Here is a 26,679-nt window from a genome sequence, read left to right on the forward strand (position 1 = left end):
GTTAGAGTGTTCCTTCGTTAGAGCTGCGGAACGATAGGTATGTCGCGTCGATCATGTTTGTACATTGAGGGCGCAGCAGCATGACCGTCAAACGACATCGTGTCCTTATCGCTCAAGAGCGTCTCCACAGATTCCCTGACGAAAGAGAGTCGCAGCGCAATCTATCCGCCAGTACGGCGAGAGAACAACTCCTGCAGAAAGGTAGAGGTAAGCGGCCGCGGGGCTGGAGGCATGACTTTCGTCTCCTGGCCTGAGAGCCGTGGCTTACAAGACGAAAGCCCCTTGTCGCGCGGCTCTCCCATGCTCCGAGCGCGGCCTTCATGCACGCGATGGAAGACGAGGTCGACGGCTAGCGGGCCAGAAAAGCTATCTAGACCCTCGGGGGTGTCTGCCCTGGTCCGCCCAACTTCGCTGGATTGCTGCGGGCACGTTCGTTCGACCGATGGTGTGAGGAGCATCATCCGCTCCTCGGCGTCCAGCCCTTCCTTAGCAGGGATCGCGCCGGCCGATTTTCCTTCAGTGCGATTGGCGTCTGGATCTCGTCGGGTTCGCAACGAGTCCCAAGTCCGGTAAATACAGCTACAGGCATCGCTACCGTAGACCGCTTCGCGGCGCCTAAAGGAGGTCGCGGAACTACTTGGGAACCCTTGCCGACGCCCCCGTCCGCTACGCTAAAGATGGCGGCCTGTCCGAAGGCCCTAACAAGCTCAAGTTATGAAGGCTAAGGGGCAGATGAGTGTCCCTGACAACCCACTGCTGGCTGCTCATTGCTGCTGCCAGCTTGCCAATCTCGGCCCGTCCTCGGCCTCATAGGCGGGCTCGCCGCGGTGGATCGTGACTTCGGTACGGAACGCATGTTGACGCTCTTAACCCGGGTCTCGTCGTGATGAAAGCGATTGACGCGAAGCAGCTACGACTCCTGCGCGGTTCTTCTCCGGGGCAGGAACATCGTTAGCGTCATCATGTTGGATTCTGCGGAAGAGGAGCGGAACAACACGGCCGCGGCCGCGCGCCGATGGGCGGCTGCAGAGGAGGATTTCGACCATGCCAGACACGATGACACAGGCAGAAGAGAAAACGGAGCAAGCAGCGGACCGGAAAAAGCAGGCGGGCGCAAACCAGATTGAGCAGATGGCTCAGGCCGTACACAGTGCTGCTGACGAACTTCAACAGCAAATGCCTAAGGCCGCCGAATTCGTGCACGCGACGGCTTCCCGCATCGAAGAGGGGGCTGGCGCCGTTCGCGATGGCAGCCTGCGGGACCTCATGGGCAGCTTCAACGACTTCGGACGCAAGGAGCCCTTAGCGGTGTTTGGAGGCGCGGTGCTCGCCGGATTTGCGATCTCGCGGTTTCTGAAGAGTTCGGCGGACCCGTCGCGAGGAGGAAATACGCCATGACTCCTACGCAGCAACGCTCCGTCCCCGAAATCATCGGCGATCTCTTCTCTCAGCTCGCGGTCCTCTTGCGCAAGGAAGCGCAGCTCGCGCGCGCGGAGGTTTCTGAGAACATGGCCAGCATCGGCAGAGGGCTGGGCCTTATCGTCGTCGGCGCTGTGCTGCTGATGCCCGCTCTCGTCATCCTGCTCGAGGCGGGCGTTGCAGCTATCTCCGAGCGCTACGGAATGGCCTCCTACTGGTCGGCCCTGCTGGTGGGTGGGATCGCGCTAATAATAGGAATTATCGTGCTGCTAGTTGGTGTCAGCCGTCTTAAGATCGAAAACGTCGTGCCAAGCAAAACCGTCCACCAGCTCCAACAGGACGCCTCGGTGGCGAAGGAACAAGTGAGTCAGGATCATGAGCTACGCCGAGCAGCTTGAACGAGAGGCCGAACAAACACGCACGCAGATTGCGGGCACGCTGGATGAGTTGCGCGCCTGCATGACGCCCGGGCGCGTCCTCGATCAACTCGCAGACAGGGTGAGCGACGGCGCCGGCGCGGCGTTCGCCCGCAACCTAAGAGACCAGGCCGTCCGCAATCCGATGCCGCTTGCCCTCATGGGAGTAAGCCTGGCATGGCTGATGCTGGGTAGCAGGTCGACCGATGGGCTCATGCGCCGCACGGGGGAGCGTCTTCGCGACGCCGCCAGCAATACTGCGGACAACGTGCGTGATGCGGCCGATAGGGCCGGCAAGTCGGCGGTCGAAAAAGGCGCTGAATGGAGCGATAAGGCCTCTGCCGTCGGAAGCGACACTGCAGAGAGCCTGAGATCGACCGCCGAGGACGCGCGGCGGGCGGGTTCACGGAAAGGAGACCGGCTGCGCGACATGGCGGGCTCGATGTCCGATTCCGCTCAGGAGGCCGCTTCTGAGACAGCCGAAGCAGCGCGGGGCGCGGCCGGATCGGCTAAGGATGCCGTCCAACATAGAGCTGCGGCCGGGTACGACGCGGTCGCGGACACAGCCCGGCGGACGGCATCCTCCATCAACGAATCAGCCAAAGCCGCAGGGCAACGAACCCTACAGACGGGCAGCACCTTCGTCGAATTCTGCCGTGAACAGCCGATGCTGCTGACCGGGTTGGGAATCGCCGTCGGAGCGCTGGTGGGCGCCTTGCTGCCGGCGACTCAAGCCGAAAACCGTCTCGTGGGCGAGACGAGCGACAGGCTGAAGGAACGCGCCCAGGATCTGGCATCGGAGCAGGTCGAAGGCGCCAAAGAGGTCGGCGAGCGTGCGCTCGATGCGGCGGCCGACGAGGTCTCTCAACAGGCTGAAGGCGTGGCTCAGGAAGCTAAGGCCGATGAGGCCACTCTGGTGCCTGGCTCAGAGACGTCAGAGCGTGAGACGCGAGGACAGCCCTGGTCACCCAAAAATGCGCCGCTCTGAGCAAAGGAGCAGACGCGGCAACCCGCCTTTGTGGGCAGCCGCAGTCACGGCGACCCTGTTGGCCGCCGGGTTTCGACCGCGGCGGTTCTCGGCGACGACGTCCGAACTCGGGACCAGACATCTGCGATCCGAAGAAGGCCGCGGACGTCTGGCGAGCACGCCATCCGAGATCGCGGCCCGAGGCTGGAACGATATTCTGTTGCGCCTATATCAGAACATCTCCGAGCATCGTGTGGTGGCTCTGGCTGCCGGAATAACCTTCTACACTCTGCTCGCGATTTTCCCCGCTATCGCCGCGCTCGTTGCGATCTATGGTTTGTTCGCGGATCCCGCAACGCTGACGGCACATCTGGATCAGTTGTCGGGCTTGTTGCCGGCCGGCGCCATAGACGTAATCCGAGATCAGTTGACGCGTGTGGCCTCCCAACGCGGCAGTGTGCTCGGACTCACCTTTCTCGTCGGCTTAGCGGTTTCGCTGTGGAGCGCCAACGCCGCTATCAAATCGATATTCGATACGCTGAACATCGTGTACTCCGAACGAGAGAAGCGCAGCTTCGTAAGGCTCAACGCCATCTCGCTCACCTTTACTGCTGCCAGCATTGCGTTCGTACTTATCGCGATCGGCGGCATGATCGCGCTCCCACCAGCACTTAAATATCTCGGCCTCTCGGACCTGACCGAATTGCTGGTGCGGGTCTGCAGGTGGCCTGCTCTGTTTGCCGTGGTCACGCTGGGACTGGCGTTCGTCTATCGGTATGGGGCGTCCCGCGAGAAGCCGAAATGGCGCTGGATTAGTTGGGGAAGCGCGTTCGCGGCGCTCGGGTGGCTCGTCGTCTCGATCCTCTTCTCCTGGTATGCGCAAAATTTCGGGAGCTTCAACAAGACCTACGGATCGCTAGGCGCCGTGATCGGCTTCATGATGTGGATTTGGCTATCTGCCATAGTGATCCTGATCGGTGCCGAACTCGACGCTGATATGGAGCATCAGACGGTGCGAGACACAACGACCGGTTCCCCCATGCCCATGGGAGCGCGGCGCGCGAGGGTGGCAGACACAGTCGGGCCTGCACAAGGGCGTTGACCTTTCGCCACCAAGATCCCAAGTCAATATGGAGTTTAGACGCTCGTGGCGCGGGGCCAGCGAGCGCCTGACCGGAGGTCGCTCCCGCCGTCCTTGGCAGTCTTCAGAATAGTTTCGTCGTGCGCGGCGTTGAGGCATTGCTACCCAGGGATCTCTATCAGGCTTAGTTCGAGAAGCAGTGGGACGGCAAGAAGGTCTCGCCTAAAGCCGGTCAGTTTGCCGCTGATAGCGAGTTCTCGTGTGACGAATGCCTCAATGGGCTGGCCTGCGCTCACCTCGCTTGCTCTGCCGAGCGGAGAACATCACCTCTCTTGGTCGCACTGGGAGCCCGTCTCATCGTCAAGGTCACTGAGCAGTTGGGCCGCCCCGGCGACCTGCGGGAGCGCAATCGCTATGTCAAAAATGAACCCTCGAAACATCGCACGCTCCCTTCTCGCCCTGTACCTCCGGGGCATAATTCAATAGCCGTTCCGCGCGATGCCACGGCCACTACGCCGGTTTGGGACCACAGAGGGCAAAGGAACTTTGCGGGTTTCCTGCCGTTGTCAGCGGCGAGACGATCATGAGCGCTAAGAAGCCATCAGGGGAACAGCAGAGCGGCGTCGCGAAGTTCTTCGGCGCCTTCGCGAGCCGGGCGGCACAGGCCGCGGGCCGGGCGTCCACTTTCGCACTTGCCACGGTCGTTGTCGTCATATGGGCCGCGACCGGGCCATTGTTCGGCTTTTCGGATACTTGGCAACTCGTCATCAATACCGGGACGACGATCGTTACCTTCCTCATGGTCTTTCTCATCCAGAATTCGCAGAACCGCGACAGCGCGGCCATTCAGGTGAAGCTCGACGAGTTGATCCGCGTAGGAGCCGCTCGGAATTCCCTGGTGGGTATTGAGCACCTGACTGACGAGGAACTCGAAAAACTGCGCAAGGCCTGCGAGTCACGCGCGAATGCGGAGAAAGCTGGCGACGATAGCGCCAATGCCGCGGGGCGAAGGGCCCGGCGCGCCGCCGAACGGGCGGCTGGGTAGTGGAGGGCGCTGCGGTATCCGACGAGGCGTCGGCGCTTCGCCCGAAACGTTGAAGCGATCCTGCGGATCAAAGGACGAGGAGCAGTTCCTGCTCCATCATCGCGCGCTCCACGCGGTCGGCCGCTTCGTCGGCACGCCTTATTTCTTCGAGATCCAACCTTTCGGCGTAGGCCTTGGATTAACACAACGGCGCCCGCGGTCGGCTGGCACTTTGATGAATATCTCTTTCCGCTGCCCCCTCGTGCTTGCCGCTCATGCTGTGCGAACGCGGCCTTGAGGGAGCGACTACACTGCCTGGTCGTCTGCGGGACGGTCTCAGGATCTGGTTTTCAGCGAAGTAAATACCTGACGTCTCTGGAAGAGGTATTCCAGCTCCTTCGGCTTCCTAGCTACGGTGCTCCTCTTAAATAGCGTACAACAACTATTGGCAAGAACCCGGTTCCATCCAGGACAATTGCGGCCCTCGGCCGCTCGTCATGCGTAAGGCAGTCCGTAGCAAAAAGGCCTGGGGGGCCTTTCAACATTCAGCGGTACCGATTGCCTTGCCGGCGTGGTAGCGAGCCTGCAGGAACAACGATTTTGAGATAGCATCGTTGCCGAGGGTCGTGCAAACACGTGAGGAGGAAATTATGGGTTTCGGCAAAGGCGCGCTTCTCTGGCTGATCGGCATCCCACTCCCCATCATCATTCTTGCAACTTCATGGACCACTGAGTGCGAAATGAGCCTAACGCAGAAGCTCCAGCCGGATCGCAGTAAGATAAACATGCAGGATGCAGATGAACTGCACTTTTGGGTCAAGCATTTGCAGGTAAGTGCAGAAGATTTGCGGAAGGCCTAGACAAAGTCGGCAACTCGGCTGCCGCGGTCCGCAAGGAATTGTCGGCGTAGTCGAGGCGTGCGCTATGCTCGCGATCTCAGGAGCGTGCCCGCGCGACCTTTTTTGGGTGCGATGCTTCTCCAGTTCAAGAACGACGTCTCCCGCGCTTATCTTCTTGCAGGCCAAGACAAACGGCATGGCACGTTTCGCCGGAGGCTCGCGTTTGCTTCCGCGATGTGCGTCGGCTTCAACCAGGCTGGGCCACCTGATGCCCGGCAAGCGTGACAGCAACTCTATCTTCATCTCGCAGGGCCGGGAATAGGCGCTAAGACCGATGAAAGAGCCGCCTGCGAAGAAAAGTTGTCGAGTAGAGTACAGGTTCTCGCGAGAACCAAGACATGCGCGGCAAGGGAGACAGGAGTATGTCGGATATGGCTATCTTGCCATGATGGCGGCCATGGCATCCGGACTCGTATCAATCCACTTCAAAAAAGGACATCTCTTCTATTTCCGTCATTGCCGGGACGGCGTGCCCGATGGGTAGGGCGATGTGGCGACGTATCCTTGAGATGATAGGTTCGCTTGGTTCGTTGGAAGATAGCTCAGAACCAAGCAAACTGATGAACTTCGACCATAGGTTCAGTAACATGCGGTGAATGTCTGCACCGTTGGGACCATCACTGGCGTGTGGTCTGGCCGGCGCCATGGTCGACGAACGTAGCGGATCGGAATTCCCATTGGGTTGAGAAGGATGAGTCTCTGTCCGGGCGCCAGTTGAACACCGTGCATCAGTCGCCTTTGCGGCGCGCTCATCCCGCGACCGGCCAAGTTCTGTGCGTCAAGTTCAGCAAATTCGATCATGGGGTCCGGCCGAGCCATCCCCTCGGTGGGCCCGAGCATCGTCAGGCCGCCTGGCGTAACGCCTCCTTCTTGTCCTGCTTGAGTAGGTCCATGTTGAGATAGCGATGATCGTCCAGCCAGGTCTCGTGACACTCGACGGTCAGCGCCCGCACCAACCGCAAGCAGCTTTCGGCATTGGGGAAGATTCGCACCACATAGGTGCGCCGCCGGATCTCCTCATGAGACGCTCCAGCATGTTGGTCGATTTCATGTGCTTGCGGTGCGCCAGCGGCAGACGGAAGTAGGTCAAGGTCTCCTCGATGTTTTCCTCCACCCAGCCGGTGAGCTTGGGGTATTTGCCACCCCATTTGGCAAGCCAGGCGGCCAGATCGCGCCGCACCTCGGCGAGATCGCGCCGGTCGTACATCCAGCGCAGTTCTAGCAGACAATCGTCGTCGACCTTGCGCGGCACATAGTCGAGCGCATTTCTGAGGAAGTGCACATAGCAGCGCTGCCAGAACGCGCCGGTCAGTACTTCGGCGATTCTTCAGCCCCGGATGGTCTCGGAGACGACGAACTCGACGCCGTGCAGGCCGCGGGCCTTCAACGCTTCCAAAAAATCTTTCCAGCTCGATCGGCTCTCCCGGTTGGCGAGCTCGACCGCAAGCGCCTGGCGCCGGCCTTCCCAGTCGACCCCCATCGCGATCAGCACCGCCTGGCTCGCAATGATGCCATCGTCCCTGACGCGCTCGTAGCGGGCACCCAAGATCAGATAAGGGAACGGCTCCTTGAGCTTGCGCTCGCAAAAGGCCTTCAGCGAGGCATCCAGCCGCTTGTTGATCGCTCTGATCGCCGAGGCCGAGAAGGCATGGCCCACCAGTTCCTTGGCGACCTGCTTGACCTTCCGGGTCGAGACCCTTGCACGTACATCTCGGCCAGCAACCAGTGCCTTCTCCGAGCGCTGGTAGCGCTCGAACAGTTCGGTCGAGAACCGGCCCTGCCGGTCCTGCGGCACCTTCAGCTCGATCTTGCCGACCCAGGTGATCAGCGAGCGGGGATAGTAGCCGGAGCGACAGCCAAGCCGTCCTTCGACACGCTCCCCTTTCTCCGCACCCAGCGTCTCCGTCATCTCGGCTTCGAGAATGTCCTGCACCGCAGTCTGAAGCAGCGGCTTCAGGAACTCCTTGTCCGACCTCAACAACTCTTTGACTGCAGAGACATCCGTCCTAATCTTCCTCACGGTCATGGCGGGTCCAAGCTCCTCTACGAGCGGTGATCTTCGCAATCACCGGACTTACCATGACCGCTTCTGCCTCTCAGCTTTTGCAGAACCTCCCGCACACTACCCGGCCAATCGATCAAGTGGGTCTCTGAATGTAATTATGTATAGTCGCGGAAATCTATCGCGGGACTATGCATCTCCGGTAATCAGTGGCGATCGGGAAAATGCCGTGACGGAGACCCTAACTATTCTAGTGTCCCGAATCTGAAGTTCAGCGGACTCCAAATCGACTCGAAGATAGCAGACTGTCCTCATGGTTTGAGGAGGATGGTTATGGGTCGACGCTTTGCTCCGCTGGAATTGACTGAGGTTGAATGCGCTGAGTTGACGTCGCTGGCCTCGCGCCGAAGCACGGCGCAGGGCTTGGCGCAGCGAGCCCGGATCATCCTGGCCAGTGCCGACGGCGAGCAGAGCAAGATCGTGGCGGCTCGCCTGGGTATTGATCCCGATACGGTCGGCAAGTGGCGCCGGCGCTTCGCCGAGCATCGGCTTGAAGGTCTTCGGGATGGGCCGCGATCAGGGACGCCGCGCACGATCGAAGATGCCCGGATCGAGGCGGTGATCGTCCGCACCCTTGAGACGAAGCCGCCCAACGCCACCCACTGGAGCTCGCGCAGCATGGCGCGGGCCAGTGGACTGTCAGTCTCGACGGTCCAGCGGATATGGCGCGCCTTCGGCTTACAGCCGCATCGGTTGGAGACCTTCAAGCTTTCAACCGATCCCGACTTCGTCGCCAAGGTTCGCGACGTCGTCGGTCTCTACGTGGCCCCGCCCGAGCGGGCCATCGTGCTGTGTGTCGACGAGAAGTCACAGATCCAGGCACTGGATCGCAGCCAACCCACGTTCCCGATGCGACCTGGTCAGGCGGAACGCCGCAGTCACGATTACAGGCGCCATGGCACGACATCGCTATTTGCCGCCCTCGACATCGCAACCGGCCGGGTCATCGGCAAGTGTTACGGCGCCATCGCGCCACAGAGTTCCGCAAGTTTCTCGATGAGATCGAGGCCGCCGTTCCAGACGATCTGGACGTTCATCTCGTCATGGACAATTACGCAACCCACAAGACGCCGCTGATCCGCAACTGGCTGGCCAAGAGGCCGCGCTGGCACGTCCATCTGACGCCCACCAGTTCATCCTGGCTCAATCAGGTCGAACGTTTCTTTGCCCTCATCACCGAGTGCAAAATCAGGCGCGGCATCTATCGCAGTGTGGAGGCGCTACGTGCCGAGATCACGGCCTTCATCGAACATCACAACGCCGACCCAAGACCATTCCGATGGACCAGATCAGCCGACGACATTCTCAGCTCCATCGAACGCTTCTGCGCTTACAATGCGCCAGCCAAAGCCTAAAATGCCATGAACTTCCGGTTCAGGACACTAGTGGTCGAGGATGATGATCTCATATATGACTTCATCAGTGACGCCCTGGTTCTCGCTGGCTTCAAGTTGTCTTCGTTGCATCCGCCGAAGAGGCGGCGGAGCTGTTGACGAAATGTGGCGCGGCCAATTTCAGCGCCTTGGTAACCGATGTGAATCTCCGCGAAAAGGTAAGTGGCTGGAAGCTGGCTGCGCTGGCTCGAGCGATCAACTCGGAACTTCCGGTGGTGTATATGACGGCCGCTAGCGGCAACGAGTGGATCGCTCATGGCGTGCCGCATAGCATCGTATTGCAGAAGCCTTTCGCGTCACAGCAGCTGATCACTGCTGTGTTGAGCCTCCTCAGCAGGGGGAATGCTATCCGGTAGCCGTGTCGGGGGGAATCGGTCTGTCGATCGTTAACCGGACCCGCACGACTTGAGCACAATTCCGTGGGTTGCCGATTTCTGCTTTCGCCCCGTTGGCGCCGCTTATGGGCGAGCTCCGCGTCCGCTCTCACTGCCTCATTGGACAACTCAATCACTAGGCGAGGGAACTCGGGACTTGAATAGGCCCCGAGGGCACGGTCAGTTGAAAACGACGATGCCTCATGTTGTTCAATTCAACTCCTAGAATATTCTTGCGCTACAACGTGGAGGCATATTCCAAAACCGATGCAAGCGACACGTGCGGCCCGTCAAGGGCACGCCCTACCTCAACCTTTCGCTAGCGACGCGGATGCGGAACAATGGAGCTGTACCGCGATGAACCTCCAATTCCCAGGTATCGCCCGGACTGAGACTTTCTTGGACGTCACGCATCAACGAAAGCGCCTCGTTCCACGCGTCGGCGTCGCTGCGGAGATCGACGCCGCCATCTGTAAAGAACGGCACGGCGCCGGATATTCTAAAGAAGTAGGTCGCCATGTCCGCAGAACAGCACCTTGACAGGTATCGTTCCTAATAAGTCTCTGAGGCTTGCAGATACAGGTCGTTAAAGCCGCCAATCTCGACGATCTTCTCAATGTCTCCGAGAGTGATGACGAAATCGTGGATGTCGAGAATGCCTCGAGCTCGAAATGACTGAAGCACACGATTGACGTGCACAGTGCTGAGGCCAAGTGCTTCAGCCAACCTTGATTGAGTAATGGGAAAGCGGAACTGATCTTCGACAAGCAAGCCGATTGCCGCAAGCCTCTGTCGCAGCTCCGCAACCAGATAGGCCATTCGAGAGGCGGCCGGTCGGGTTCCTAGACTCACGATCCATTCTCGGAACAATACAGCGTCGAGGAGCGTCTCCCGCCACAACGCCTCCATGATTGCCGGTCTCACGTCGAGGACGCGCTTTAGCGCTTGGTGCTCGATGAATCCGATCCGCGCCTGCGAGAGTGTTACGAGATCGTGATCCATTCTTCTGAGAAAGAGCCCGTGAAGGTCAGGCATGTCGCCAGCGATATGGAAGGAAAGTATCTGCCGCCTGCCCGTGTCCGAAACCTTTGCACGATACGAGAATCCGCTCAGCATGACGCAGCAATGCGTGCTGACGCTGCCCTCCTGAACAACCAGTGCTTCGGCGGCGACGTCCCTTACGATCGAGATCACCGAACGCAGAGCGGCCACGTCATTTTCGTCCAACTTGGAATGCGACCGGAGTTTGCGGATCATCATGTCGATTGGCATGGAAATGGCTCCCAGTCGCGGGCAAGCGTTTGAGTAGGCCGAGAGATTCGATTGTAGCGCGCGAAACCCAACCGGGAATAACATAGGTGAATTCTAGGAACTTGGGTAATTAAAGAATCCAAATCGCGTACGTTCCATCGTTTACAGGCAAAGGATTCGCCTCCTGAGACCATACTCCTCAGGGGGCCGACAAGCTGCATTGTGATGCTGAGTGCCCCCACTCTAGAGCGGCGAATCTACGATCTTTGCACTTTTCTCAATCTGGTCGTGCAAATTTCCGTTATTCCTCGGCGGCCTGCAGCTAGCATCTCTTGCGCTCGCGCTCGTGGTCTGAGACGGTTGATCGAGGGGGGAGATGGTCCAAAGCTAGCCGGTCGGCACCGCCTCCTAGCGCAGCCGTATGGCTATGGTGAGTACGCCCAGACAAACGTCCCTGCTACTCAGCGGCCAGCTTTGGTGGGGCTGGCGGCGTCCAGCACTCGGTCCGGTTGCGGCCTTGCTTCTTAGCTTCGTAGAGCGCCACATCGGCTGCTCTCATCAGAGCGTCGACGCCCGGCATGCTTGTGAACGCCTCGGCAACGCCGATGCTCACCGTGAGCCGTAGCGGCAGATCATTCGCCGTCAACGTCGGGCCTTCGGCCCTCTTGCGAATGCGCTCAGCTACAATTCGCGCGCGACATGGTCGTTTCCGGCAACAGAATGGCGAACTCCTCACCCCCGACGCGGCCCACAACGTCCGATTTGCGCTTGCCACGAACGCAAATCTGAGCGACGGCCTTGATCGCCGCGTCGCCGACCGCATGACCGAACCGGTCATTGATGGTCTTGAAGTGATCGATATCGACCATCAAGACGGACAATAGTAGTGCTGGAATCGGCTCCATTCGGCGTCCATCGCGGTCAGAAAGTGCCTGCGGTTGTAGAGGCCGGTGAGCGGGTCTGTGGTCGCGAGCACCTCAAGCTGGCGCGCGTTGCGCACGAGGTCGGTCACGTCGACGAATGTGAGCATGCGCCCGCCGTTGGGCATCGTCGTGCAATGGACCCGGATGTTGCGGCCATCGGGGGTCTGCACATCGCGCTTGTGATCGCCAGCCTTGATCTCGGCGATCCGCTTCGCCGGAAACGCGCGCGCCTGCTCTGGAGTGGAGCCCGCTGGCAGCGCGCGCCGGTTGCGGGTGAGGAGTGAAAGATAGGATGGGTGTTGCGCCACCTCATCGTCGCTCAGTTCCCAGAATTCCCGCATCTTTCGGTTCAGGAAAACAGCGTTGAGGTCGCCGTCGAGCAGGACAACACCGTCCTCCACGTTCTCCAACGCGCTGGTCAGCACCTTCAGTTTGTCCGAGGCGCGCACGATGTCGGCCACCGGTGTGTAGCTGACCATCCGGCCACCATCGGGCAACGGCGTGCATTGGCACCGCACAACATCGCCGTTGGTGAGCCGAAGATCGATGGGCGTGGTATCACCCACTCTCACGCGTCGAACCCGATCGGCGACGTAGGCGTCGAGCTGGGCGTCCGATAGCTCATAAGCCGTGATCTTGCAGCCGTGGTGCATCAGATCGGTGAAGGTCGGATTGCGGTCGGCAACTGCGTCCGGAAGCGTCCACATGTTCCGGAACGCGCGGTTGATGAACAGTGCCTTCAGCTCGGAATCCAGAAGGAGGATGCCGAGCGGGATTTGGTCGAGCGATGCGCGCAACGCGAGCATCTGCCCGCGCAGGATCGAGTCGCCGCTGCGCCGTTCAGGCACCTCGGTCCGTGCTGGAGCTGCAGCATCCGGTGCCCGCCGTTCCTCGAACGCAAGACCAAGCTGCCGGTCGGATTGCCACAGCCGTTTGCATGATCTCGATTGGTTGGCGCCAACGGTCATAACTGGACGCTGTCCGGAATCCCGACCGTGCGCTCGAGCTCCACTGTCGCGCCGGCGTCGGTGAGTTGCCGGATCGTGCAGTCGAATGTCGACCGGCCGAAATTGAAGACGAGTTTCCCGGCCAACAACGTGCGGCCCCGGGATGCTGAGACCTGTCCGGACATGGCGGCGCCGCCCAAGAGGTAGTTGCATACGCCTCAGCTAAGCACCGGTCCCTCACCAACACTTAAACGTCCGCGGCTCATTTGTGTCCAATGTTAAAGACCAGGTTAAGCTCGCCCTGACCATCGCAGCAACGACGAGACTAGCTCCCGAAAGGCCCACAGACGGCCATTCCTCCAGCGCAGCGATGTGCCGCGGTCTGTCCCTTACTGGTGCTTCTGCAAGCTAATTGGATCGGGATGGGTAGGCCGCGGCTTGCCCATGGCGGTCCAGACGACCACCGCAATTCCTGCAGCGGCAGCGAGGTAGACAATCGCGCTTGGTCCGGCTTGTTTCATCGGATCTCAAAGGCACTAGGTAAGCAGGGCTGCCATGCGAGCGTAGCGAGCCTCATGACCTGGGATTCAATGGAGCAGCTTGTCGTGATTGTAGCTGAGCGTCGGTCACTCCGCGGCAGCGTGACCTGCTCGTCAATGCTTTTCCATCGGGTCGACGAGGCGACGCAGACCATCCGAGACACTGCGCAGGAGCCAGCGTTGGCTCCTCACATCGTAAAAGTACGGCCGCCGAGCGAGTCCGCCGAACCGCAGAGAAGTTATGGCGAAATGCTCAAGCCTGTTGCAGGTTTCGGGTCAACCTGCTGTTGGACCAAAAGAGCCGCCCGAGCGACCCATGGGCCGAATCCATGATGGGATGCCGAGAACCTTCGATGCTGCATCAGCGCGGGACACGTGAGCCAAGCCAAGCCCCGCACCGAGACCGATTTCTCTCGCGCATTTCGGATTTCAGCGAGCGGTACGGTTACCATAGCCGTCGGTGGACGGTTTCTCGTTTATTTGTCCGTGATCCGGAGTGCGGGTCAACCAGCTGCGCCACTCCCGAAGTACCATCGTCATCATCCGCGCGGGACGGATTTCTGATTCGACGCCCATAGCTACGGGCAAGTTGCAGCAGCCGTCTTTTGACGAAAGGTTCGGCCTCACGTGCGAGGTCCCTCAGCGTCCGCGCCCGATCCCGGCAGAACTCGTCGTCCATCTCGATTCCTCGGAAGCTCAAGCCAGGCCCGCCAACGAAGCTAGTTCGGTTAATTTGAGTTGCGTGTGGAGTGGATCATACGGAACGTTCGGAACTTCAGGACTGGCGGCTGATTGATGCGGTTGGCATCCAACCTCCAGAGGCGCACCTCGAGGATAAGGAACTTGTTGCAATGGGACCGCGCGATTCATTAGCCGGATCACGACGGCTTATAAGGAAGCGCTGCGTGCGCTCTGCGTCAAGGATCGTGACGACCCGCTCACGGAAGTGATCGCGAATGCGATCATCAAAACCGCGCAAGCCGGTATCGGTGATCGCTTTGAAATTTCGGCTCAGGCAATCAAGGACCTGGAAACCCGGGGGACCGATGCTGCGATGGATCGATAGCATAGCTGGTGAGCCAATGAGCATTTCACATGATACCCAGCAGCGCTGGAGCGAGCAGGGTAGAGATGGCCATGGTTCATGGCGGAAGGAGGCACTGAGAAGGGCCACTTGAACGGCTCCCGATCGACGGTCACCGTCTCATGGCGGATGCCATGATTGCCGCTTGGTAGCCGCATTCCTTAAAGGGCGATCAGCTCCTGGATCGTCTCGTCAACTTCTACGACGAGAATGATTGGAAGTTCTTCCACCCGCCTTCTCCTCCTCAGCAAGACACACTAATTCGGAACTCAATACGCGTAGCTTCGGCATTTGGTTTCTTTGGCCTTGTTCAAGGCATTGGCAGGTCGGGCGCCCCCGTAGAGACCACACACACGGCGACAAATGCGCATGATCATGATATTTTGTGGAGCACTAGTGATCTTGCAGAAGTTCGTGAACCATGGGAAGCAGCTGAAGGATATAGGCGCTAAGCGTGATTACCTTGACCCATCCTTTCATCAACGATCCCAAATATTGGCACGAGCGAGCTGAGGAGCTTCGCTCCATCGCGAAGCTCCTGGATGACACAGAAGTCGAAAGGCAAATTCGTGCCATTGGTGTGAGCTATGATCGTCTCGCGAAGCATGTGCAACTCTGGTGCGAAGGGATCAAAGGTGTCAACCGAGCCCTCCTCAAAGCCTAGCCCAGGAGTCGACTATCTCATGCTCGATCAACTGAAGGAAAACAACCGCGCTTGGGCCGAGGGCAAGCTCGCTGTCGACCCCCGGCTTTTTCAAGAGACTGGTGGGGCAGCAGAGGCCCGAATATCTGTGGATCGGCTGCTCCGATAGCCGGGTGCCCGCGAATGAAATCGTGGGGCTAGACCCCGGCGAGATGTTTGTTCACCGTAACGTCGCCAACCTCGCCCCGTCCCAGGATGCGAATTATCTCTCGGTGCTGCAGTTCGCCATCGACGTGCTCAAGGTGAAGCACGTCCTGGTCGTCGGCCACTATGGCTGCGGAGGAATAGCCGCTGCAGTGGACGGCGCGCGCAGGGGCCTCGTCGACCACTGGCTCCATCCGATCCGCGAAGTCGCCCACGAGCGCAAGGACGAGCTCGCCGCCTACACCCACGACCGAGAGCGGCTGAACCGGCTCTGCGAGCTCAACGTCATCCGACAGGTTAGGAACGTCGCCTCCGACGTATTCGTCCAGGATGCCTGGGCGCGCGGCCAGCCATTGTCGGTCCATGGCTGGGTCTATTCGCTGTCGAGCGGGCTTATCACCGATCTGAACGTGACCATGACCGGCGGGCTGGGATGACAAGGGATTTAGGTGTCATTCCGCTAGCAATAGCGACCGAATGCGAGCGACCGGCCTTCGCCCAACTTCGTCGTTTAGGCGAGGACCTCGCCAAGCTGTCCTTGTCCACAAACAGGCACACCCCAGCTCTCGGTCATGACGAAATTCGTGAAGGCGAGCTTGAAAATTTGCATCGATCGGAGCAACGAACAGCATCCGGCCATATTACAGGTTAGTCATCATCGCAATGCAGACGATGCCCATAGCAAGTCGAAGCTAACGGTGTTCGGGCTCAAGCTGATGAGTCCTGCTAAAGCAGGTTAATTTCGCTTCCAAGGTCCGAGAATTGTTCTGCCACCGCTTACCGGCGGAGGCGGTTTGGTCAACTCGCCAATGCCGTCGATCGCGACGGAGATCCTTCATCGCGCCGACGCCGATCGATCTCCCACAACAAATCAAATCGCCCGGCAGGAGCGTCATGTCGTGCGAAAACTTGCCGACCAGCTCTTGCGCGCTGAAGATCATGTCCGCATCGGATAATTCTAACGCTCCACGCCATTGAGGATGGTGCGGACCACAAGAGATCGAGGCCTGACGCGATCACGGGACCAACGGACCATATCCATCGAAGCCCTTGGCCCATGCCCATTGGACGAAGGTCGGATCACGGTTGAGAATGTCCGCAGCAGTGATGTCGTTAGCGCAGGTATTGCCGAAGATGAGCGCATCCGCCTGATCAGGAGTGACGGCAGTGCAGGTCTTGCCGATGACGATGCCGAGTTCGGCTCATAGGTCGTCTCGCCCTCGTAGCCCGAGGGACGCCTGACGACGGCAGCGAGGGCGGTGACGCTGGTGGGCGCCTTCAACAGGTAAAGCGGCTCAGCCGGCTCCGGCGATCTCAGCTTGGCTGCCAGCGAGTGAAAATTGCTCCAGAGCGCAACGATCTTGGTCGGCTCAGTCGGGGCAAGCTATTCGACCTGGTCCAGCGCCCGCGTTTGTCCCGTCGGCCGCACGGCCCTGAGCATATCGCCGGCGTGCACTGAGATGCCGACGAGCCGGACGGTTTCTCGCGTCCGCCTACGTATTTGAGGATCCATCTCATGTCGCTAGCGCTCCAGACCTGACGGTCAGCGAAGAAAGGAGCATTCCTTGCATCGTGGGCGTCCGATCCGCGTGCGCCCGAGGAGATGTTTCCACTCACCCGCGGCCCATACTGCATCTACAAAACAGATCCATGCCACTCTGGCGATAGACGTAGGATGCCATGAGGAGTTCTCAAATGCGAACGATCCTATGGCGTCAATCGTTGGCTCGAAGGTCGTGGCCGCTCGCCCGGTCCTAGTTGAATTCCGTTTGCCGCGATGTCGTCTGATCGCGACTCTCGTGCAAGGTCACGAGAAGCAAATAACTGCGGATGCCCGGGCCCGGCTTGATCGGCTTTGCGAGCTCAACGTAATGAATCAGGTCAAGAACGTTGCGACGGACGTGTTCGTCGTTGATGCCTGCGCGAGAGGTCAAGCGATTTCCGCCTCATTGCCGAATCGAGCGAGTGCACCCGGAAAAAACCCACGCACGGTCACAGTGAGCTCGTTGATGTCTGAAATCGCGTGAATCCAGCATGATCCTGCAAGCGGGGAAAATCTGATCAAAGCGAAGGATGTTTAGAGCTCCGGACGATCGGAGCCGCTGCTTTCACCTGGATCTATTCTGCCGCTGCCAGAGAATGGCCGTAGTGAAGCCGCCGGCTCGTCCTGTCGCCCGGTACGCGCAGGTAAGCGGGCGAGAAACCGGCAAGACGAGCCAGCTCAGCCCGGTCGATGAGTCGTATGACGCGCGAGTGCCACTCAACGAGCCCCCGTTCTCGCAACTGCTGAACGGTGCGGTTGATATGGACTGCAGAGAGTCCACACATCTCGCCCAGGTCGGCCTGTGTGAATGGACATGGGATTTCTTCGGTTCGCGCAAGTCCGACCGCATGCAGGCGAGCGTAGAGCTCACATAAAAGATGAGCTACGCGGGCGAGGGCATTGCGGCTCCCTACGTTGCTGAGTGCATTTCGTAGCATGTAAGAGTCAGCCAGCAGTAGCAACGACAAGCCGGCCCTTATGTTGCTTGAATAGTCGGCCAGTTCCCTGAGCCCGCGAACCGGCACAAAGGCTACTACAACGGCCCCTAGGGCGGCCATTTCAAGCTCGAGCTCAGAGTCATAAATTTTTCCGAGATCGGGTACGTCACCGGGCACATGGATGGAAGGAATCTGCATAGATTGAGTAGAACCGGCGCTGCGGGCCGAGACATATCCCTTGACCACCAGGCAGCATTCATGACTGGCAGTCTCAGCGGCGATTGGCTGGTGACCTCCGACATTCTCGATCCGGTAAGGCAGCTTCGACAACAGCTCCGTATCAGACTCCGAGAGCAAAGATATTGCCTGGAGACGCTCGACAAATCGCGATGACGCAAATCCGAGTTGCATAAAAAGCCGATTATACCGCCCTCTTAAAATTCATCTTAGATCGCTCCTGCGTCCTGTCATTAACCTGAAGCAAGCCAGTGCTTGTTCTGCCAGGCAAGGAGGAAGTGGCGAACTGCTTTAGCGAAAGTTCCGATTGAGCCATGGATGAAGTCGGTCGTCTCGCGCGCGCCGAGCTGCTCTGGGACTCTTATCGGCCGCAGACTTTCCACCCATTTTGGCCTAGGCTGACATGCATGCGACCGCACCCTCGCCGGCTTGCGAGCAGCGGCAAACGTCATGGGCCGTATCGAACTTGGACTGTAGTTCTGAGTGATTTTGCAATGCACAAGAACGAACGCAATTTAACTCGAAGCAAGGCCGCCGCAGTTCCTTTCCTGGACGTGAGAACTTCCTGGCGGGTCCTGCATTCCTAATCTGTCGTTGAAAAGGCGATGGAGGTGGTACTTAGGGATGAAGCGCCGACGGCGACGATTCAAGCAAACGACTACGCTCGAAGAGCGCCTGCAAATCCGAGCGCTCGAACTTCGCGGCCGGGCGAGACTGGTGCAAGCAGGGGCCGATCGTGAGCGGCTGCTGCGCTCCGCGCGCCAAGCGGAGACGGCTTCTCACATAAGCGAGTGGCTGACTTCCCCCGGCCTACGGCCACCATCGTGATCACGCGGCGCCCGGAAAGTTCGGAATTGATCTCGTCTAAGCCTCGGTCGTTGTGAAACCCGCAACCGAGCTGCTCCCGTCCAAGATCGACGCCCGCCCCACTCGATTCAGAATTGGGCGGCTCTCTCATTGATCAAGCCCGAGATGCAGCCAGAAATCTTTCTTGAGGGAGACGCTGCCTTAAGCGATTCATCGCTATGCAGCGAAAGAGGAACGCAATCGCCCCATGCTGTTCAGCATAACAGTTTCCCAACGTCAAATTGCGAAGGTCGCTTGCTATTCGGCCCGGCATCAGGCCACGCCTGGCTCGACGAAATGGGCGATCTCGCACGCGCCTTCGCCTGTCATCGACTCCCCTGAGGCCATAGTAAGATATTTCGCGCGACCCAAGACGTGAAGGACTTTTCGAACGTACCGGCTCATTGATGCGGCTTCCTCTTGGTAGGCGAAGGGATCCTGAGAACGGGCTTCCGAGCCGCTCCACTGACAGTTGGCGGGCGAATCAATTGTCGGTTTCGTCGTCGCGGTTGGTGAAACGAGCATTGCCGAGCCCGGTGCCGATGGTAAGGACGCCCCAACGCTTAACGTCCTGCATAAAGGGAATTTCGGAAAGGCCCTGTACCACACCGTCATTGTGCATGACGATGGCAGTGTCATGCTCTCCAATCTGGGGAATGGCCTTGATGAGGCAGAGCGGCAAGTTGAATTTGCTGCTTTCCCAGTTGCCTGGCAGGTTCTGCGCACCCTTGTCAATTGATCCATCGCTCTCGATCGTGCCGGGGCAAGCGATCCCGATGAAGGGAGCCAGCCTGAACTTTTTCTTGCTTGCCTTGTCAATCAAGTCGTCGAGCGCCTTAACCAGCCACTTGACCGTTCCGTCCCGGCCGGGTGCGTCCTCGACGTAGCGCCACGTTTTCGATTTCCAAACGCGCGCCTTTGACAGGTCGGATGACTTCTTGCTGCGCGTTTCCACAACGCCGCAGCGGATATTGCTGCCGCCGATATCAACGGCTAAAATTGAATCGTAGCTTTTGAAGAGGCGGGATGGTGCGAGGTGAAGAGCGCCGAGCAATCCGGCATCGTCGGGATGGTGGCAGATGGCCTGCAGTTCGACATTGAACTTCTTATTTCTTAGGATGATCTCAGCACGCGCAATGGCAAGTTCTCCGAGCCGGCTGTCGCGGAAGCCGCCGCCCACGACGATACGCTCCGTCCGTTCCCAAGCCTTGGCCTTCAGGAAGTGTCGGATCACGTAGGCGAGCTCCTGCGCGTACTCCTCGATGGCACTATGCACGATCGCCGACGCCTCGGTGTCTTCTCCCACCAGGACGGCGTCGAGCGCCTTCTTTTTAATGTTTTCAGAAGGCTCTTTACCAAACGGGTCTTGGCGCAATAGCTTCCGCCATCTTTCTAGGATGTCTCGAAACGAGGCCTTGTTGGCCCGATCGCCAAGGAATCCCTCCTCGTCCTTAAGTTCAACATTGTAGCTATTGATTTCCACCGACCCAAGGCGCGGGGTGCCATGAGCGTAAATTCCGGTGATCGAGCTTGTTTCCCTTGTCATTCTCGACCTTGGAGATGCAGCGTTGCGTCCGTTCAATAACCTTCAATGGAAGCGCGGGTTCCTCAGCATGGCACCTCTCGACGAGCGCCGTAAGCGTCGCTGGACCGCGTCAGCGCTGCGACCCGGAACGGCGGCCGCTGGGGCGCCATCATATTCTCTCGCTCTACCAATTTGCTATGGCTCTGCAGAGCGAGGCGAACTATGCGCGTGAGCCAACTATCCGATTAAACTACGAAGCGATCCAATCGAGCAGCGGAGCCACTGCAAGGCGATGATCGTCGGCGCGCTCCTGATTGCATTCAGTTCTACCATCCGGATCGCTTCTCCAATCTTGCAGCGAATAACGTCGATGTCTTCTCCTGCATCTGCGTCGCCGGCGCGAGGTGGTGCCGATCCGGCGTCGACGCGGGCGAGGAACAGCGTCATCAGTTCATCAGACAATGCAGGCACCGGCGCGAAGCTGAACAGCGACATGAGGGCGAGCGGGGAAAGGCCTACTTCCTCCATACATTCCCGGCGCGCGGCAGCCTCAAAACTCTCTCCCGGATCGACACGGCCGGCCACGATCTCGACCATAGCGCCGTGTCCGGTTGCAAGGTGCCCCCCCAGGCGAAACTGCCGGGTCAAGACAACTTCGTCGCGGTCAAGGTCAAGGGCCAGGACTCCGACAACAGAGCCAGATCGGAGAATGTCTCGTTCGAGCGTCCGTCCGACGCCAGCTTGCGGTTCGGCCAGAATCGCAAAACGGCAATAGTCGCGGTAGCCGCGACCGATCAGTCGTGGCGGGGACACGCTAACGGACCGGGATTCGCGGTCTGCGCAGCCCATCGTGCTTGGTGTCTTCGCCGGCGTCACGAGCGCGGTGCCAAAGAGAGCTGCACGCGTCGACGCCGTGATGAACTTGCCACGCCATGCGCCGGCGCCGCGGACAGCGACGCCGTCGCAATCTTGAGGGAAAAGTAGGCGATTGTTGCCTGCAACCCGTCCTTTAGCCCGATGCGCGGCCGCCAGCCCAACGAACGTTCAGCCATCTCGATCACAGGCTTTCGACGCCTAGGATCATCCTTTGGCAGGGGTTCGAAACGCAGTGTAGAAGTCGAACGCGTACAGGCAAGGATTTCGCGCGCGACCGTTTCGATAGTGACTTCTTGGGGATTGCCGAGATTACAAGGGCCTGTTACCGACGGCGCGCTTTCCATCAAGAGCTCAATTCCTCTAATGAGGTCGTCAATGAAGCAGAAGCTCCTCGTTTGATCACCCCGTCCGTAGATCGTAATGGGATCGCCTCGCAAGGCCTGCACAATGAAGTTCGAAACGACGCGCCCGTCGTTTTCCAGCATGCGAGGCCCATAGGTGTTGAAGATGCGCGCAACTTTCACGTCAAGGCCGTGCATTCGTCGATAATCAAATACGAGCGTCTCAGCGGCGCGCTTACCTTCGTCGTAGCAAGCGCGCGGGCCGATCATGTTGACATGACCCAGGTAAGCCTCCGGTTGAGGATGGACCTCGGGGTCGCCATAGACTTCGCTGGTTGATGCCTGGAGGACCCGAGCGGACTTTTGTCTTGCCAGCTCGAGCACGTTGATAGTTCCCACGACGCACGTTCTCATGGTGCCGATGGGATCCCGTTGATAATGACGGGGCGAGGCCGGGCAGGCCAGACTGTAAATCTGATCGATCGGATCAGCGATGTCCAAGGGATCCCGAACGTCGTGTTTGAGAAACGTGAACCGGGGATGGTTGAGCAGCGGACGAATGTTGTCGATGGACCCGGTGAAAAGGTTGTCGGCGCAGATTACCCGGTTGCCGCGCCTCAAGAGAACGTCGCAGAGGTGTGACCCGATGAAACCGGCGCCGCCGGTGATCAGGACAGTATGGGGGTTACGGGAGCGTAAAATGCTCGTCTGATACGTCATTGATCCTCCTTAGAAATCGGCGACTTGTGCGGACCGGTCGATCGAGTTATCGGTCGCCCGTTGCCGCCGCCGCATGGTCGCTTCCAAATAGTAGGATTCGAGTTGCCGGGCGCGATGGGCCGGCGTGTGCTCTGCCAAAATTCGCTGCCGTGCCCGCTCGCCGATAGAACGCCGGCGGTCGTCAGGCATTTCGCGAAGGATATCGAGGACATCCCTTGTATTCGAAACCAGAAGAATCTCTGTCGATGGCTTAAGCAACATCTCGATTCCCGGCCAGCGATCCGACACGATCGGCGTTCCACAGGCGGCTGCCTCGAACAACCGCACGCTGGGCGAGAATCCCAGAGCGCGCATGTCGGCGCGCGTGACGTTCAGGGCGAATCGTTGGCGCGAGTAGAAGGCCTGGTGATGGACCGGCGCGACATGCTCGATCCGCTCCACATTGCTCGGCCACGTCAAAGGCGGGTATTTCGAGCCGGCCACAACAAATCTGGAGTCGGGCAGCACGCGAGCGGGCTCGAGGAGTAATTGCTCTAGGGCTGGCTGTCGATCGTCACTGTACGTGCCGAGGTAGCCGAGCGTCCACTTGGGGGTGCTCAATTGGGTCCGATCGACACTGACGTCAGCACTGCAAGGAAGCTCCCGCGCAAGCGGGCTGCCATATCTCACCTCGAGCATTTTCGGTATCGGGCCGCCGGCGAACGTCAAGTAGAGATCGAAGCGCGGAATCATCGCGGCGGATAGGTATTGGAGCCCGCGATCAAGCCCCGCAATGGTGACGGGCGTATCGATATCGTAGAAAGCTGTGATTCCCCGGGCGTGTGTCGTGACCCAATCGGCAATGGCAACACCTTCGGGAACGTATGAGCCGAGCACGACCAAGTCTGCATTGCGGATCAGCGTGCCGAACCTTAGCGGAATCTCTCTCAAAGTCCCATACACCTCGATCGACCAGCTCAACGGCTCCTCGAGATCGCGATGATCGCGATACCAGTCCGCGTGGCGCTCGAGAAAAGTCACGCGATGTCCACGCTGGGCCAGGGCTCCGATCAGAGCGCGGTAGGTAGTCGCATGACCGTTGCCCCAGGCGGAGGTCACTGAAAGTCCGATTACGACGATGTCGAGCATCATTCCGCGGCCTCGATTTTTGAGCCCTCAAGGAACAGCTGGTTGAACTGGTGAGCACGGTGACGGTAGGTATGGTTTGCGAGAATCCGATCTTTTGCGCGAGTAGCGAACGCATAAGCCATCTCGGCGGTGAGGGCGTTCAGATGTTGCGCCACCTCGGTGCCGCTGGACGCGACCAGCACCTCGTGATCTGGTTCGAGGAATGTCTCAATGCCGGCCCAGTCGTCGGTAATCAAACAAGCGCCGGCACCGATGGCCTCGAAGATACGGGTTGGCGGCGAAAAGCCATAACGCGCCATGCTCGCTCGGTTGACGTTGAGCGTCGCCAGACTGGATCCGAAAAAGGCGTTGTGGTCGCCGGTGCCCACGTGTCCGACCTTGCGGACGTTGTGCGGAACTTCTTTGGTGTCCCAGCCGGAGCCACCCAGGACGAAACGCCGCGAAGGCATGCCGCGTGCCACGTTCAGAAAGAAATCGTCGATTCGCTGCTCCCGATCAGGCAAACGGTTGGCCAGCAGACCGAGATCGCCCGCATATGTGGGATTGGGCGGAGCCGGATGATGCGTTTCGGTATCCAACGCGTTGTAGATGGGAACGCAATCGCGTGCTCCGGCAGCTCTATAGGCGCCTACGACAGCATCACCACCGCCATACGTGAGCACCAGGTCGTAGCGAGGAATCGCCTGACGAAGATGATGCTTGGGATCGCAGGACATGGCATCCAGGGTGGCCGGTGCATCGACGTCCCAATAGATGCGCACGGCCTGGCATGGAACCTCAATGACCGCTTTCTCCAATTCCGCGTCAAAGATGCCGACGCCGCTTGCCTTGATCAACAGATCAGCCCTGCTAGCAGCGGTCGTGAGAGCCTCCTGCCAGCCATCCGGTGTTGGGGGATAGACCACCACCTTTGCCCAGGGCGGATCCTCGATGTCACGATGCTGTTGGCGTTGGAAGGCGTCGGGTTCGAAAAAAGTGATATCATGACCGAATGCGGCAATGGCCTTGAGCATGCCGCGGTAATACGTAGCGGCGCCGTTCCAATAGGACGACACCAAGCTTGATCCGAAGAGGCAAATCTTCATGCGATCGCTCCTTCGCGCACGGTTCGGCGCGCGCGCGGTCGACGGCCGCTGATTTTCTTGATGATGTCGAAAAGCTCGCGCACGCGGTGTCGACAGGTATGTCTCTCAGCGATCGTACGAAGCCCTCGAGCCGCTATGTCTGATGCTCTCGCCGCGTCGCCGAGTAGCGATTTCAATGACTGTCTCATCTGTTCACCGTCGGTGGCACGTAGATAGGATCCCTCGGGAAACAGCCCGTCCACGTCGCTCCATGGTGCGGATACGATCGGAATGCCGCAAGCCATCGCCTCGAACATGCGTATGGTCGGAATTCCAGGAAGCGATCGCACGTATGGGCCTCGAGGAACGTGAATGGTTGCGCGCGCTGCGGCGAATGCGTCCGGGACGCGGTGGGCGGGAAGCCAGCCGCGGTAATCGATGCCGGCCGCCTCTATCACGCGCAGCGCGGCGGTCGAGTACCGGACGCCATAGATTTCGGCCTGCAATCCCAACTGAGATACCGGGCTTATGAGGAATTCACTGAGCTCTGCGGCTCGTTCGCCATCTCCCCAATTGCCGATCCAGACCACGCTGTTGCGGCGCCAGATATGCGGCATCGGCCGATATAGATGCACGTCTGCGGCTTCATGCCAGGTGAAGGCTCTGTCGGCCCAGCCGAGCCTCAAATAGAGCTCCCGCAAAACCTCGCCAAACGCCAGAACGCCATCGAAGCCGGAAAGGTCGAAGCGCGCAAGCTCCTCCGGAGCTGTGACGGCACGATGGTGCGTATCGTGGAAGAGCAGCGTGTAGGAGCCCGATCTGACACGGTGCCGCCCGATTGCACCGATCAGCTCAGGCTCGTTCCATTCGTGAACGATGACAAGCCCGGCGCCGTCCAAGGCCTGCTCGAGGTTCGGAGACGATTGATATTGCCGAATCTCGATCTCTGGAAACAGACTAGCGACTTCTTGAAAGACCTGTTCTCCATCGTCGCGTATTGCATTAAGTCGGCTCCAGCCGTCGATTGGTTCGTAGACTATGACCTGATGGCCGAAGCCATTGAGTTCGCGGGCGATCCCGCGCAAAAAATGGGCATTGCCATTGTTCCAGCACGAGGTGAATGCATGATAGAATAAGACGCACTTCATGCGTGTGCCTCCAGTAGATACTCGCCGGAGCGTTCGGCGCGCGCCGACGAGGAGACGTAGAGAGTTCGATAGGCCTCGGCCATTCGAGTCAGCGAGTACCGTTGCGATCGCTCCCGTGCGGCGTGCTGCAATTGGGTGCGACGGCGGTAATTGCAGCACAACTGCGCGAGAGCATGACGCAACTCGCCTGCATCGGCGGGGTTCACGAATACCGCTGCGCCATCCCAGAGCTCTCTAAACGTTGGAATGTCCGATAGAACGAGGGCGCAGGAGGCCGACGCCGCCTCCAGAACCGCAAGACCGAACGGTTCGTAGCAAGCCAAGCTTACGAATAGCGCTGCCTGTCGCATCCGCGTACGCAGGGCTTCCGGATCAAGTGAGCCGAGCCAGGTCGCGCCGGTCGCCGTCTCGTTCGCGGTGCGTCCTGCGATGAGCAGCGGCCATTCCAATTCCGGGGCGAGAGCGGCGAGGGTCGAGATATTCTTGGCGCGGTCCCAAATGCGACCAGCAGTGAGGACGAACGCACGTTTTGTACTCCACGAGAGGTCCGGGGTAACGCCATTCCAGATGACGAAACCGGGACTGACCGGCTTATAGAGGTCGCAGATCACGCGATGAAACGCATGGCTCGGGCTGATCCACGCGTGCGCTTTGTTCAAACCGTCCCCGACGGCTTGCGTGTAGTTCTGCCACCTGGGTTCAAGCAACCAAGCCATGTCGTTGCATGCACGGGCCCACGAGTTGACGCACGAGTGTGCGACGACGATTGCGGGCGCAATCCAGTCGAAAGTAGCTTCACGAAAACCGTTGAGGTGAATAACGTCCGGGCAGATCCTGGCCTCCAGCTCCGCGAAGAGATGCTTGGCATTAGGAACATCGGCTCCTTCGGGGTCCTGCCACTCCAGCGCAAGATCTGTTTCGATTATGTCGACGCCTCGGACTCGCAGCATCGCGCGCTGGTCCGCGCTTGGTCGAGGTCCGATCGTCACGAGGTGAACTTCGGACCCCAATTCGGTCAGCGCGGCGGCGAGGGAACATGAATAGCTCCATACACCGCCGATGGTATCGGTGGTCATAAGGATCCTC

Annotated in this window: 23 protein-coding genes and 3 pseudogenes; 10 read left to right on the forward strand and 16 right to left on the reverse strand. The window is 59.4% G+C overall.

The window, feature by feature from the left end; all coding sequences use genetic code 11:
• Window positions 1-1,044 precede the first annotated feature (1,044 nt).
• The 6 genes from P6U30_RS06585 to P6U30_RS06610 all read left to right on the forward strand — a co-directional run bounded on the left by P6U30_RS06585 (window position 1,045) and on the right by P6U30_RS06610 (window position 5,767).
• Window positions 1,045-1,398 carry a hypothetical protein gene (locus P6U30_RS06585; protein ID WP_407168656.1) on the forward strand — a complete coding sequence of 118 codons (354 nt, stop codon included), beginning with the start codon at window positions 1,045-1,047 and terminating at the stop codon, window positions 1,396-1,398.
• Window positions 1,395-1,817, forward strand: a complete 423-nt coding sequence (locus P6U30_RS06590; protein WP_407168657.1) for a phage holin family protein — start codon at window positions 1,395-1,397, stop codon at window positions 1,815-1,817. Before P6U30_RS06585 ends, P6U30_RS06590 begins: the two co-directional genes overlap by 4 nt.
• Window positions 1,795-2,823: a DUF3618 domain-containing protein gene (locus P6U30_RS06595; RefSeq protein WP_407168658.1), complete on the forward strand. Its 1,029-nt coding sequence runs from the start codon at window positions 1,795-1,797 to the stop codon at window positions 2,821-2,823. Before P6U30_RS06590 ends, P6U30_RS06595 begins: the two co-directional genes overlap by 23 nt.
• Window positions 2,810-3,904: a YihY/virulence factor BrkB family protein gene (locus P6U30_RS06600; protein WP_407168659.1), complete on the forward strand. Its 1,095-nt coding sequence runs from the start codon at window positions 2,810-2,812 to the stop codon at window positions 3,902-3,904. The genes P6U30_RS06595 and P6U30_RS06600 overlap by 14 nt, the downstream gene beginning before the upstream one ends.
• A 562-nt stretch (window positions 3,905-4,466) precedes the next feature.
• On the forward strand, window positions 4,467-4,928 hold the full coding sequence (locus tag P6U30_RS06605; protein ID WP_407168660.1) for a low affinity iron permease family protein: 462 nt from the start codon (window positions 4,467-4,469) through the stop codon (window positions 4,926-4,928).
• Between the two features lie 629 nt (window positions 4,929-5,557).
• Complete coding sequence (locus tag P6U30_RS06610; RefSeq protein WP_407168661.1) at window positions 5,558-5,767, forward strand: DUF3606 domain-containing protein; 210 nt, start codon at window positions 5,558-5,560, stop codon at window positions 5,765-5,767.
• Between the two features lie 881 nt (window positions 5,768-6,648).
• Here P6U30_RS06610 and P6U30_RS06615 read toward each other — a convergent pair.
• Window positions 6,649-7,832 (reverse strand): annotated as a pseudogene (locus P6U30_RS06615) (IS256 family transposase).
• A gap of 303 nt (window positions 7,833-8,135) precedes the next feature.
• Between P6U30_RS06615 and P6U30_RS06620 the strand changes: the two are divergent.
• Window positions 8,136-9,223: pseudogene (locus P6U30_RS06620) on the forward strand (IS630 family transposase).
• 134 nt (window positions 9,224-9,357) lie between these two features.
• Window positions 9,358-9,618 carry a hypothetical protein gene (locus P6U30_RS06625; protein WP_407168662.1) on the forward strand — a complete coding sequence of 87 codons (261 nt, stop codon included), beginning with the start codon at window positions 9,358-9,360 and terminating at the stop codon, window positions 9,616-9,618.
• A 321-nt stretch (window positions 9,619-9,939) separates the two neighbouring features.
• Here P6U30_RS06625 and P6U30_RS06630 read toward each other — a convergent pair whose 3' ends face one another.
• The 6 genes from P6U30_RS06630 to P6U30_RS06655 form a co-directional block, all read right to left on the reverse strand.
• Window positions 9,940-10,155 (reverse strand): DUF6894 family protein, encoded by a 216-nt coding sequence (locus P6U30_RS06630; protein ID WP_407168663.1) that lies wholly within the window; start codon window positions 10,153-10,155, stop codon window positions 9,940-9,942.
• Between the two features lie 33 nt (window positions 10,156-10,188).
• Window positions 10,189-10,908 carry a Crp/Fnr family transcriptional regulator gene (locus tag P6U30_RS06635; protein ID WP_407168664.1) on the reverse strand — a complete coding sequence of 240 codons (720 nt, stop codon included), beginning with the start codon at window positions 10,906-10,908 and terminating at the stop codon, window positions 10,189-10,191.
• A gap of 436 nt (window positions 10,909-11,344) precedes the next feature.
• Window positions 11,345-11,662, reverse strand: coding sequence for a GGDEF domain-containing protein (locus P6U30_RS06640; protein WP_407168665.1), 318 nt, complete (start codon window positions 11,660-11,662; stop codon window positions 11,345-11,347).
• Window positions 11,565-11,792, reverse strand: coding sequence for a GGDEF domain-containing protein (locus P6U30_RS06645; RefSeq protein ID WP_407168666.1), 228 nt, complete (start codon window positions 11,790-11,792; stop codon window positions 11,565-11,567). The genes P6U30_RS06640 and P6U30_RS06645 overlap by 98 nt, the downstream gene beginning before the upstream one ends.
• On the reverse strand, window positions 11,756-12,616 hold the full coding sequence (locus P6U30_RS06650) for a PAS-domain containing protein (RefSeq protein WP_407168667.1): 861 nt from the start codon (window positions 12,614-12,616) through the stop codon (window positions 11,756-11,758). Before P6U30_RS06650 ends, P6U30_RS06645 begins: the two co-directional genes overlap by 37 nt.
• A gap of 158 nt (window positions 12,617-12,774) precedes the next feature.
• Window positions 12,775-12,942 carry a hypothetical protein gene (locus P6U30_RS06655; protein ID WP_407168668.1) on the reverse strand — a complete coding sequence of 56 codons (168 nt, stop codon included), beginning with the start codon at window positions 12,940-12,942 and terminating at the stop codon, window positions 12,775-12,777.
• A 1,892-nt stretch (window positions 12,943-14,834) separates the two neighbouring features.
• On the opposite strand from P6U30_RS06655, the gene P6U30_RS06660 reads away from it, so the two are divergent.
• Together P6U30_RS06660 and P6U30_RS06665 are read left to right on the forward strand one after the other, a co-directional pair.
• Entirely contained in the window at window positions 14,835-15,044 is a 210-nt protein-coding gene (locus P6U30_RS06660; RefSeq protein WP_407168669.1) for a hypothetical protein, read from the forward strand.
• A gap of 152 nt (window positions 15,045-15,196) precedes the next feature.
• On the forward strand, window positions 15,197-15,664 hold the full coding sequence (locus P6U30_RS06665; RefSeq protein WP_407168670.1) for a carbonic anhydrase: 468 nt from the start codon (window positions 15,197-15,199) through the stop codon (window positions 15,662-15,664).
• Between the two features lie 255 nt (window positions 15,665-15,919).
• On the opposite strand, the pseudogene P6U30_RS06670 reads toward P6U30_RS06665, so the two are convergent.
• The 9 genes and pseudogenes from P6U30_RS06670 to P6U30_RS06710 all read right to left on the reverse strand — a co-directional run bounded on the left by P6U30_RS06670 (window position 15,920) and on the right by P6U30_RS06710 (window position 26,669).
• Window positions 15,920-16,417: pseudogene (locus P6U30_RS06670) on the reverse strand (fumarylacetoacetate hydrolase family protein).
• Between the two features lie 928 nt (window positions 16,418-17,345).
• Window positions 17,346-18,038 (reverse strand): Crp/Fnr family transcriptional regulator, encoded by a 693-nt coding sequence (locus tag P6U30_RS06675; protein WP_407168671.1) that lies wholly within the window; start codon window positions 18,036-18,038, stop codon window positions 17,346-17,348.
• Window positions 18,039-19,275: 1,237 nt separating this feature from the next.
• Window positions 19,276-20,337, reverse strand: a complete 1,062-nt coding sequence (locus P6U30_RS06680; protein WP_407168672.1) for an ROK family protein — start codon at window positions 20,335-20,337, stop codon at window positions 19,276-19,278.
• 216 nt (window positions 20,338-20,553) lie between these two features.
• Window positions 20,554-21,165, reverse strand: a complete 612-nt coding sequence (locus tag P6U30_RS06685) for an NUDIX domain-containing protein (protein ID WP_407170377.1) — start codon at window positions 21,163-21,165, stop codon at window positions 20,554-20,556.
• A gap of 23 nt (window positions 21,166-21,188) precedes the next feature.
• Window positions 21,189-22,253: a UDP-glucuronic acid decarboxylase family protein gene (locus tag P6U30_RS06690; protein ID WP_407168673.1), complete on the reverse strand. Its 1,065-nt coding sequence runs from the start codon at window positions 22,251-22,253 to the stop codon at window positions 21,189-21,191.
• 9 nt (window positions 22,254-22,262) lie between these two features.
• Window positions 22,263-23,384: a glycosyltransferase gene (locus tag P6U30_RS06695; RefSeq protein ID WP_407168674.1), complete on the reverse strand. Its 1,122-nt coding sequence runs from the start codon at window positions 23,382-23,384 to the stop codon at window positions 22,263-22,265.
• Entirely contained in the window at window positions 23,381-24,466 is a 1,086-nt protein-coding gene (locus P6U30_RS06700; protein ID WP_407168675.1) for a glycosyltransferase, read from the reverse strand. Before P6U30_RS06700 ends, P6U30_RS06695 begins: the two co-directional genes overlap by 4 nt.
• Window positions 24,463-25,593 (reverse strand): glycosyltransferase, encoded by a 1,131-nt coding sequence (locus P6U30_RS06705; RefSeq protein WP_407168676.1) that lies wholly within the window; start codon window positions 25,591-25,593, stop codon window positions 24,463-24,465. Before P6U30_RS06705 ends, P6U30_RS06700 begins: the two co-directional genes overlap by 4 nt.
• Window positions 25,590-26,669: a glycosyltransferase family 4 protein gene (locus P6U30_RS06710; protein ID WP_407168677.1), complete on the reverse strand. Its 1,080-nt coding sequence runs from the start codon at window positions 26,667-26,669 to the stop codon at window positions 25,590-25,592. Before P6U30_RS06710 ends, P6U30_RS06705 begins: the two co-directional genes overlap by 4 nt.
• Window positions 26,670-26,679: the final 10 nt, after the last annotated feature.

Origin of the sequence: Bradyrhizobium sp. ORS 111 (assembly GCF_045571485.1) — a bacterium.
Taxonomy (GTDB): domain Bacteria; phylum Pseudomonadota; class Alphaproteobacteria; order Rhizobiales; family Xanthobacteraceae; genus Bradyrhizobium.

Bases quoted from the DNA above. Each gene is read 5' to 3' on its own strand.
- P6U30_RS06585 (WP_407168656.1), top strand. From the start codon at position 1,045: ATGCCAGACACGATGACACAGGCAGAAGAGAAAACGGAGCAAGCAGCG.
- P6U30_RS06590 (WP_407168657.1), top strand. From the start codon at position 1,395: ATGACTCCTACGCAGCAACGCTCCGTCCCCGAAATCATCGGCGATCTC.
- P6U30_RS06595 (WP_407168658.1), top strand. From the start codon at position 1,795: ATGAGCTACGCCGAGCAGCTTGAACGAGAGGCCGAACAAACACGCACG.
- P6U30_RS06600 (WP_407168659.1), top strand. From the start codon at position 2,810: ATGCGCCGCTCTGAGCAAAGGAGCAGACGCGGCAACCCGCCTTTGTGG.
- P6U30_RS06605 (WP_407168660.1), top strand. From the start codon at position 4,467: ATGAGCGCTAAGAAGCCATCAGGGGAACAGCAGAGCGGCGTCGCGAAG.
- P6U30_RS06610 (WP_407168661.1), top strand. From the start codon at position 5,558: ATGGGTTTCGGCAAAGGCGCGCTTCTCTGGCTGATCGGCATCCCACTC.
- P6U30_RS06630 (WP_407168663.1), bottom strand. From the start codon at position 10,155: ATGGCGACCTACTTCTTTAGAATATCCGGCGCCGTGCCGTTCTTTACA.
- P6U30_RS06635 (WP_407168664.1), bottom strand. From the start codon at position 10,908: ATGCCAATCGACATGATGATCCGCAAACTCCGGTCGCATTCCAAGTTG.
- P6U30_RS06645 (WP_407168666.1), bottom strand. From the start codon at position 11,792: ATGGAGCCGATTCCAGCACTACTATTGTCCGTCTTGATGGTCGATATC.
- P6U30_RS06650 (WP_407168667.1), bottom strand. From the start codon at position 12,616: ATGCTCGCGTTGCGCGCATCGCTCGACCAAATCCCGCTCGGCATCCTC.
- P6U30_RS06655 (WP_407168668.1), bottom strand. From the start codon at position 12,942: ATGTCCGGACAGGTCTCAGCATCCCGGGGCCGCACGTTGTTGGCCGGG.
- P6U30_RS06680 (WP_407168672.1), bottom strand. From the start codon at position 20,337: ATGACAAGGGAAACAAGCTCGATCACCGGAATTTACGCTCATGGCACC.
- P6U30_RS06685 (WP_407170377.1), bottom strand. From the start codon at position 21,165: ATGGGCTGCGCAGACCGCGAATCCCGGTCCGTTAGCGTGTCCCCGCCA.
- P6U30_RS06690 (WP_407168673.1), bottom strand. From the start codon at position 22,253: ATGACGTATCAGACGAGCATTTTACGCTCCCGTAACCCCCATACTGTC.
- P6U30_RS06695 (WP_407168674.1), bottom strand. From the start codon at position 23,384: ATGATGCTCGACATCGTCGTAATCGGACTTTCAGTGACCTCCGCCTGG.
- P6U30_RS06700 (WP_407168675.1), bottom strand. From the start codon at position 24,466: ATGAAGATTTGCCTCTTCGGATCAAGCTTGGTGTCGTCCTATTGGAAC.
- P6U30_RS06705 (WP_407168676.1), bottom strand. From the start codon at position 25,593: ATGAAGTGCGTCTTATTCTATCATGCATTCACCTCGTGCTGGAACAAT.
- P6U30_RS06710 (WP_407168677.1), bottom strand. From the start codon at position 26,669: ATGACCACCGATACCATCGGCGGTGTATGGAGCTATTCATGTTCCCTC.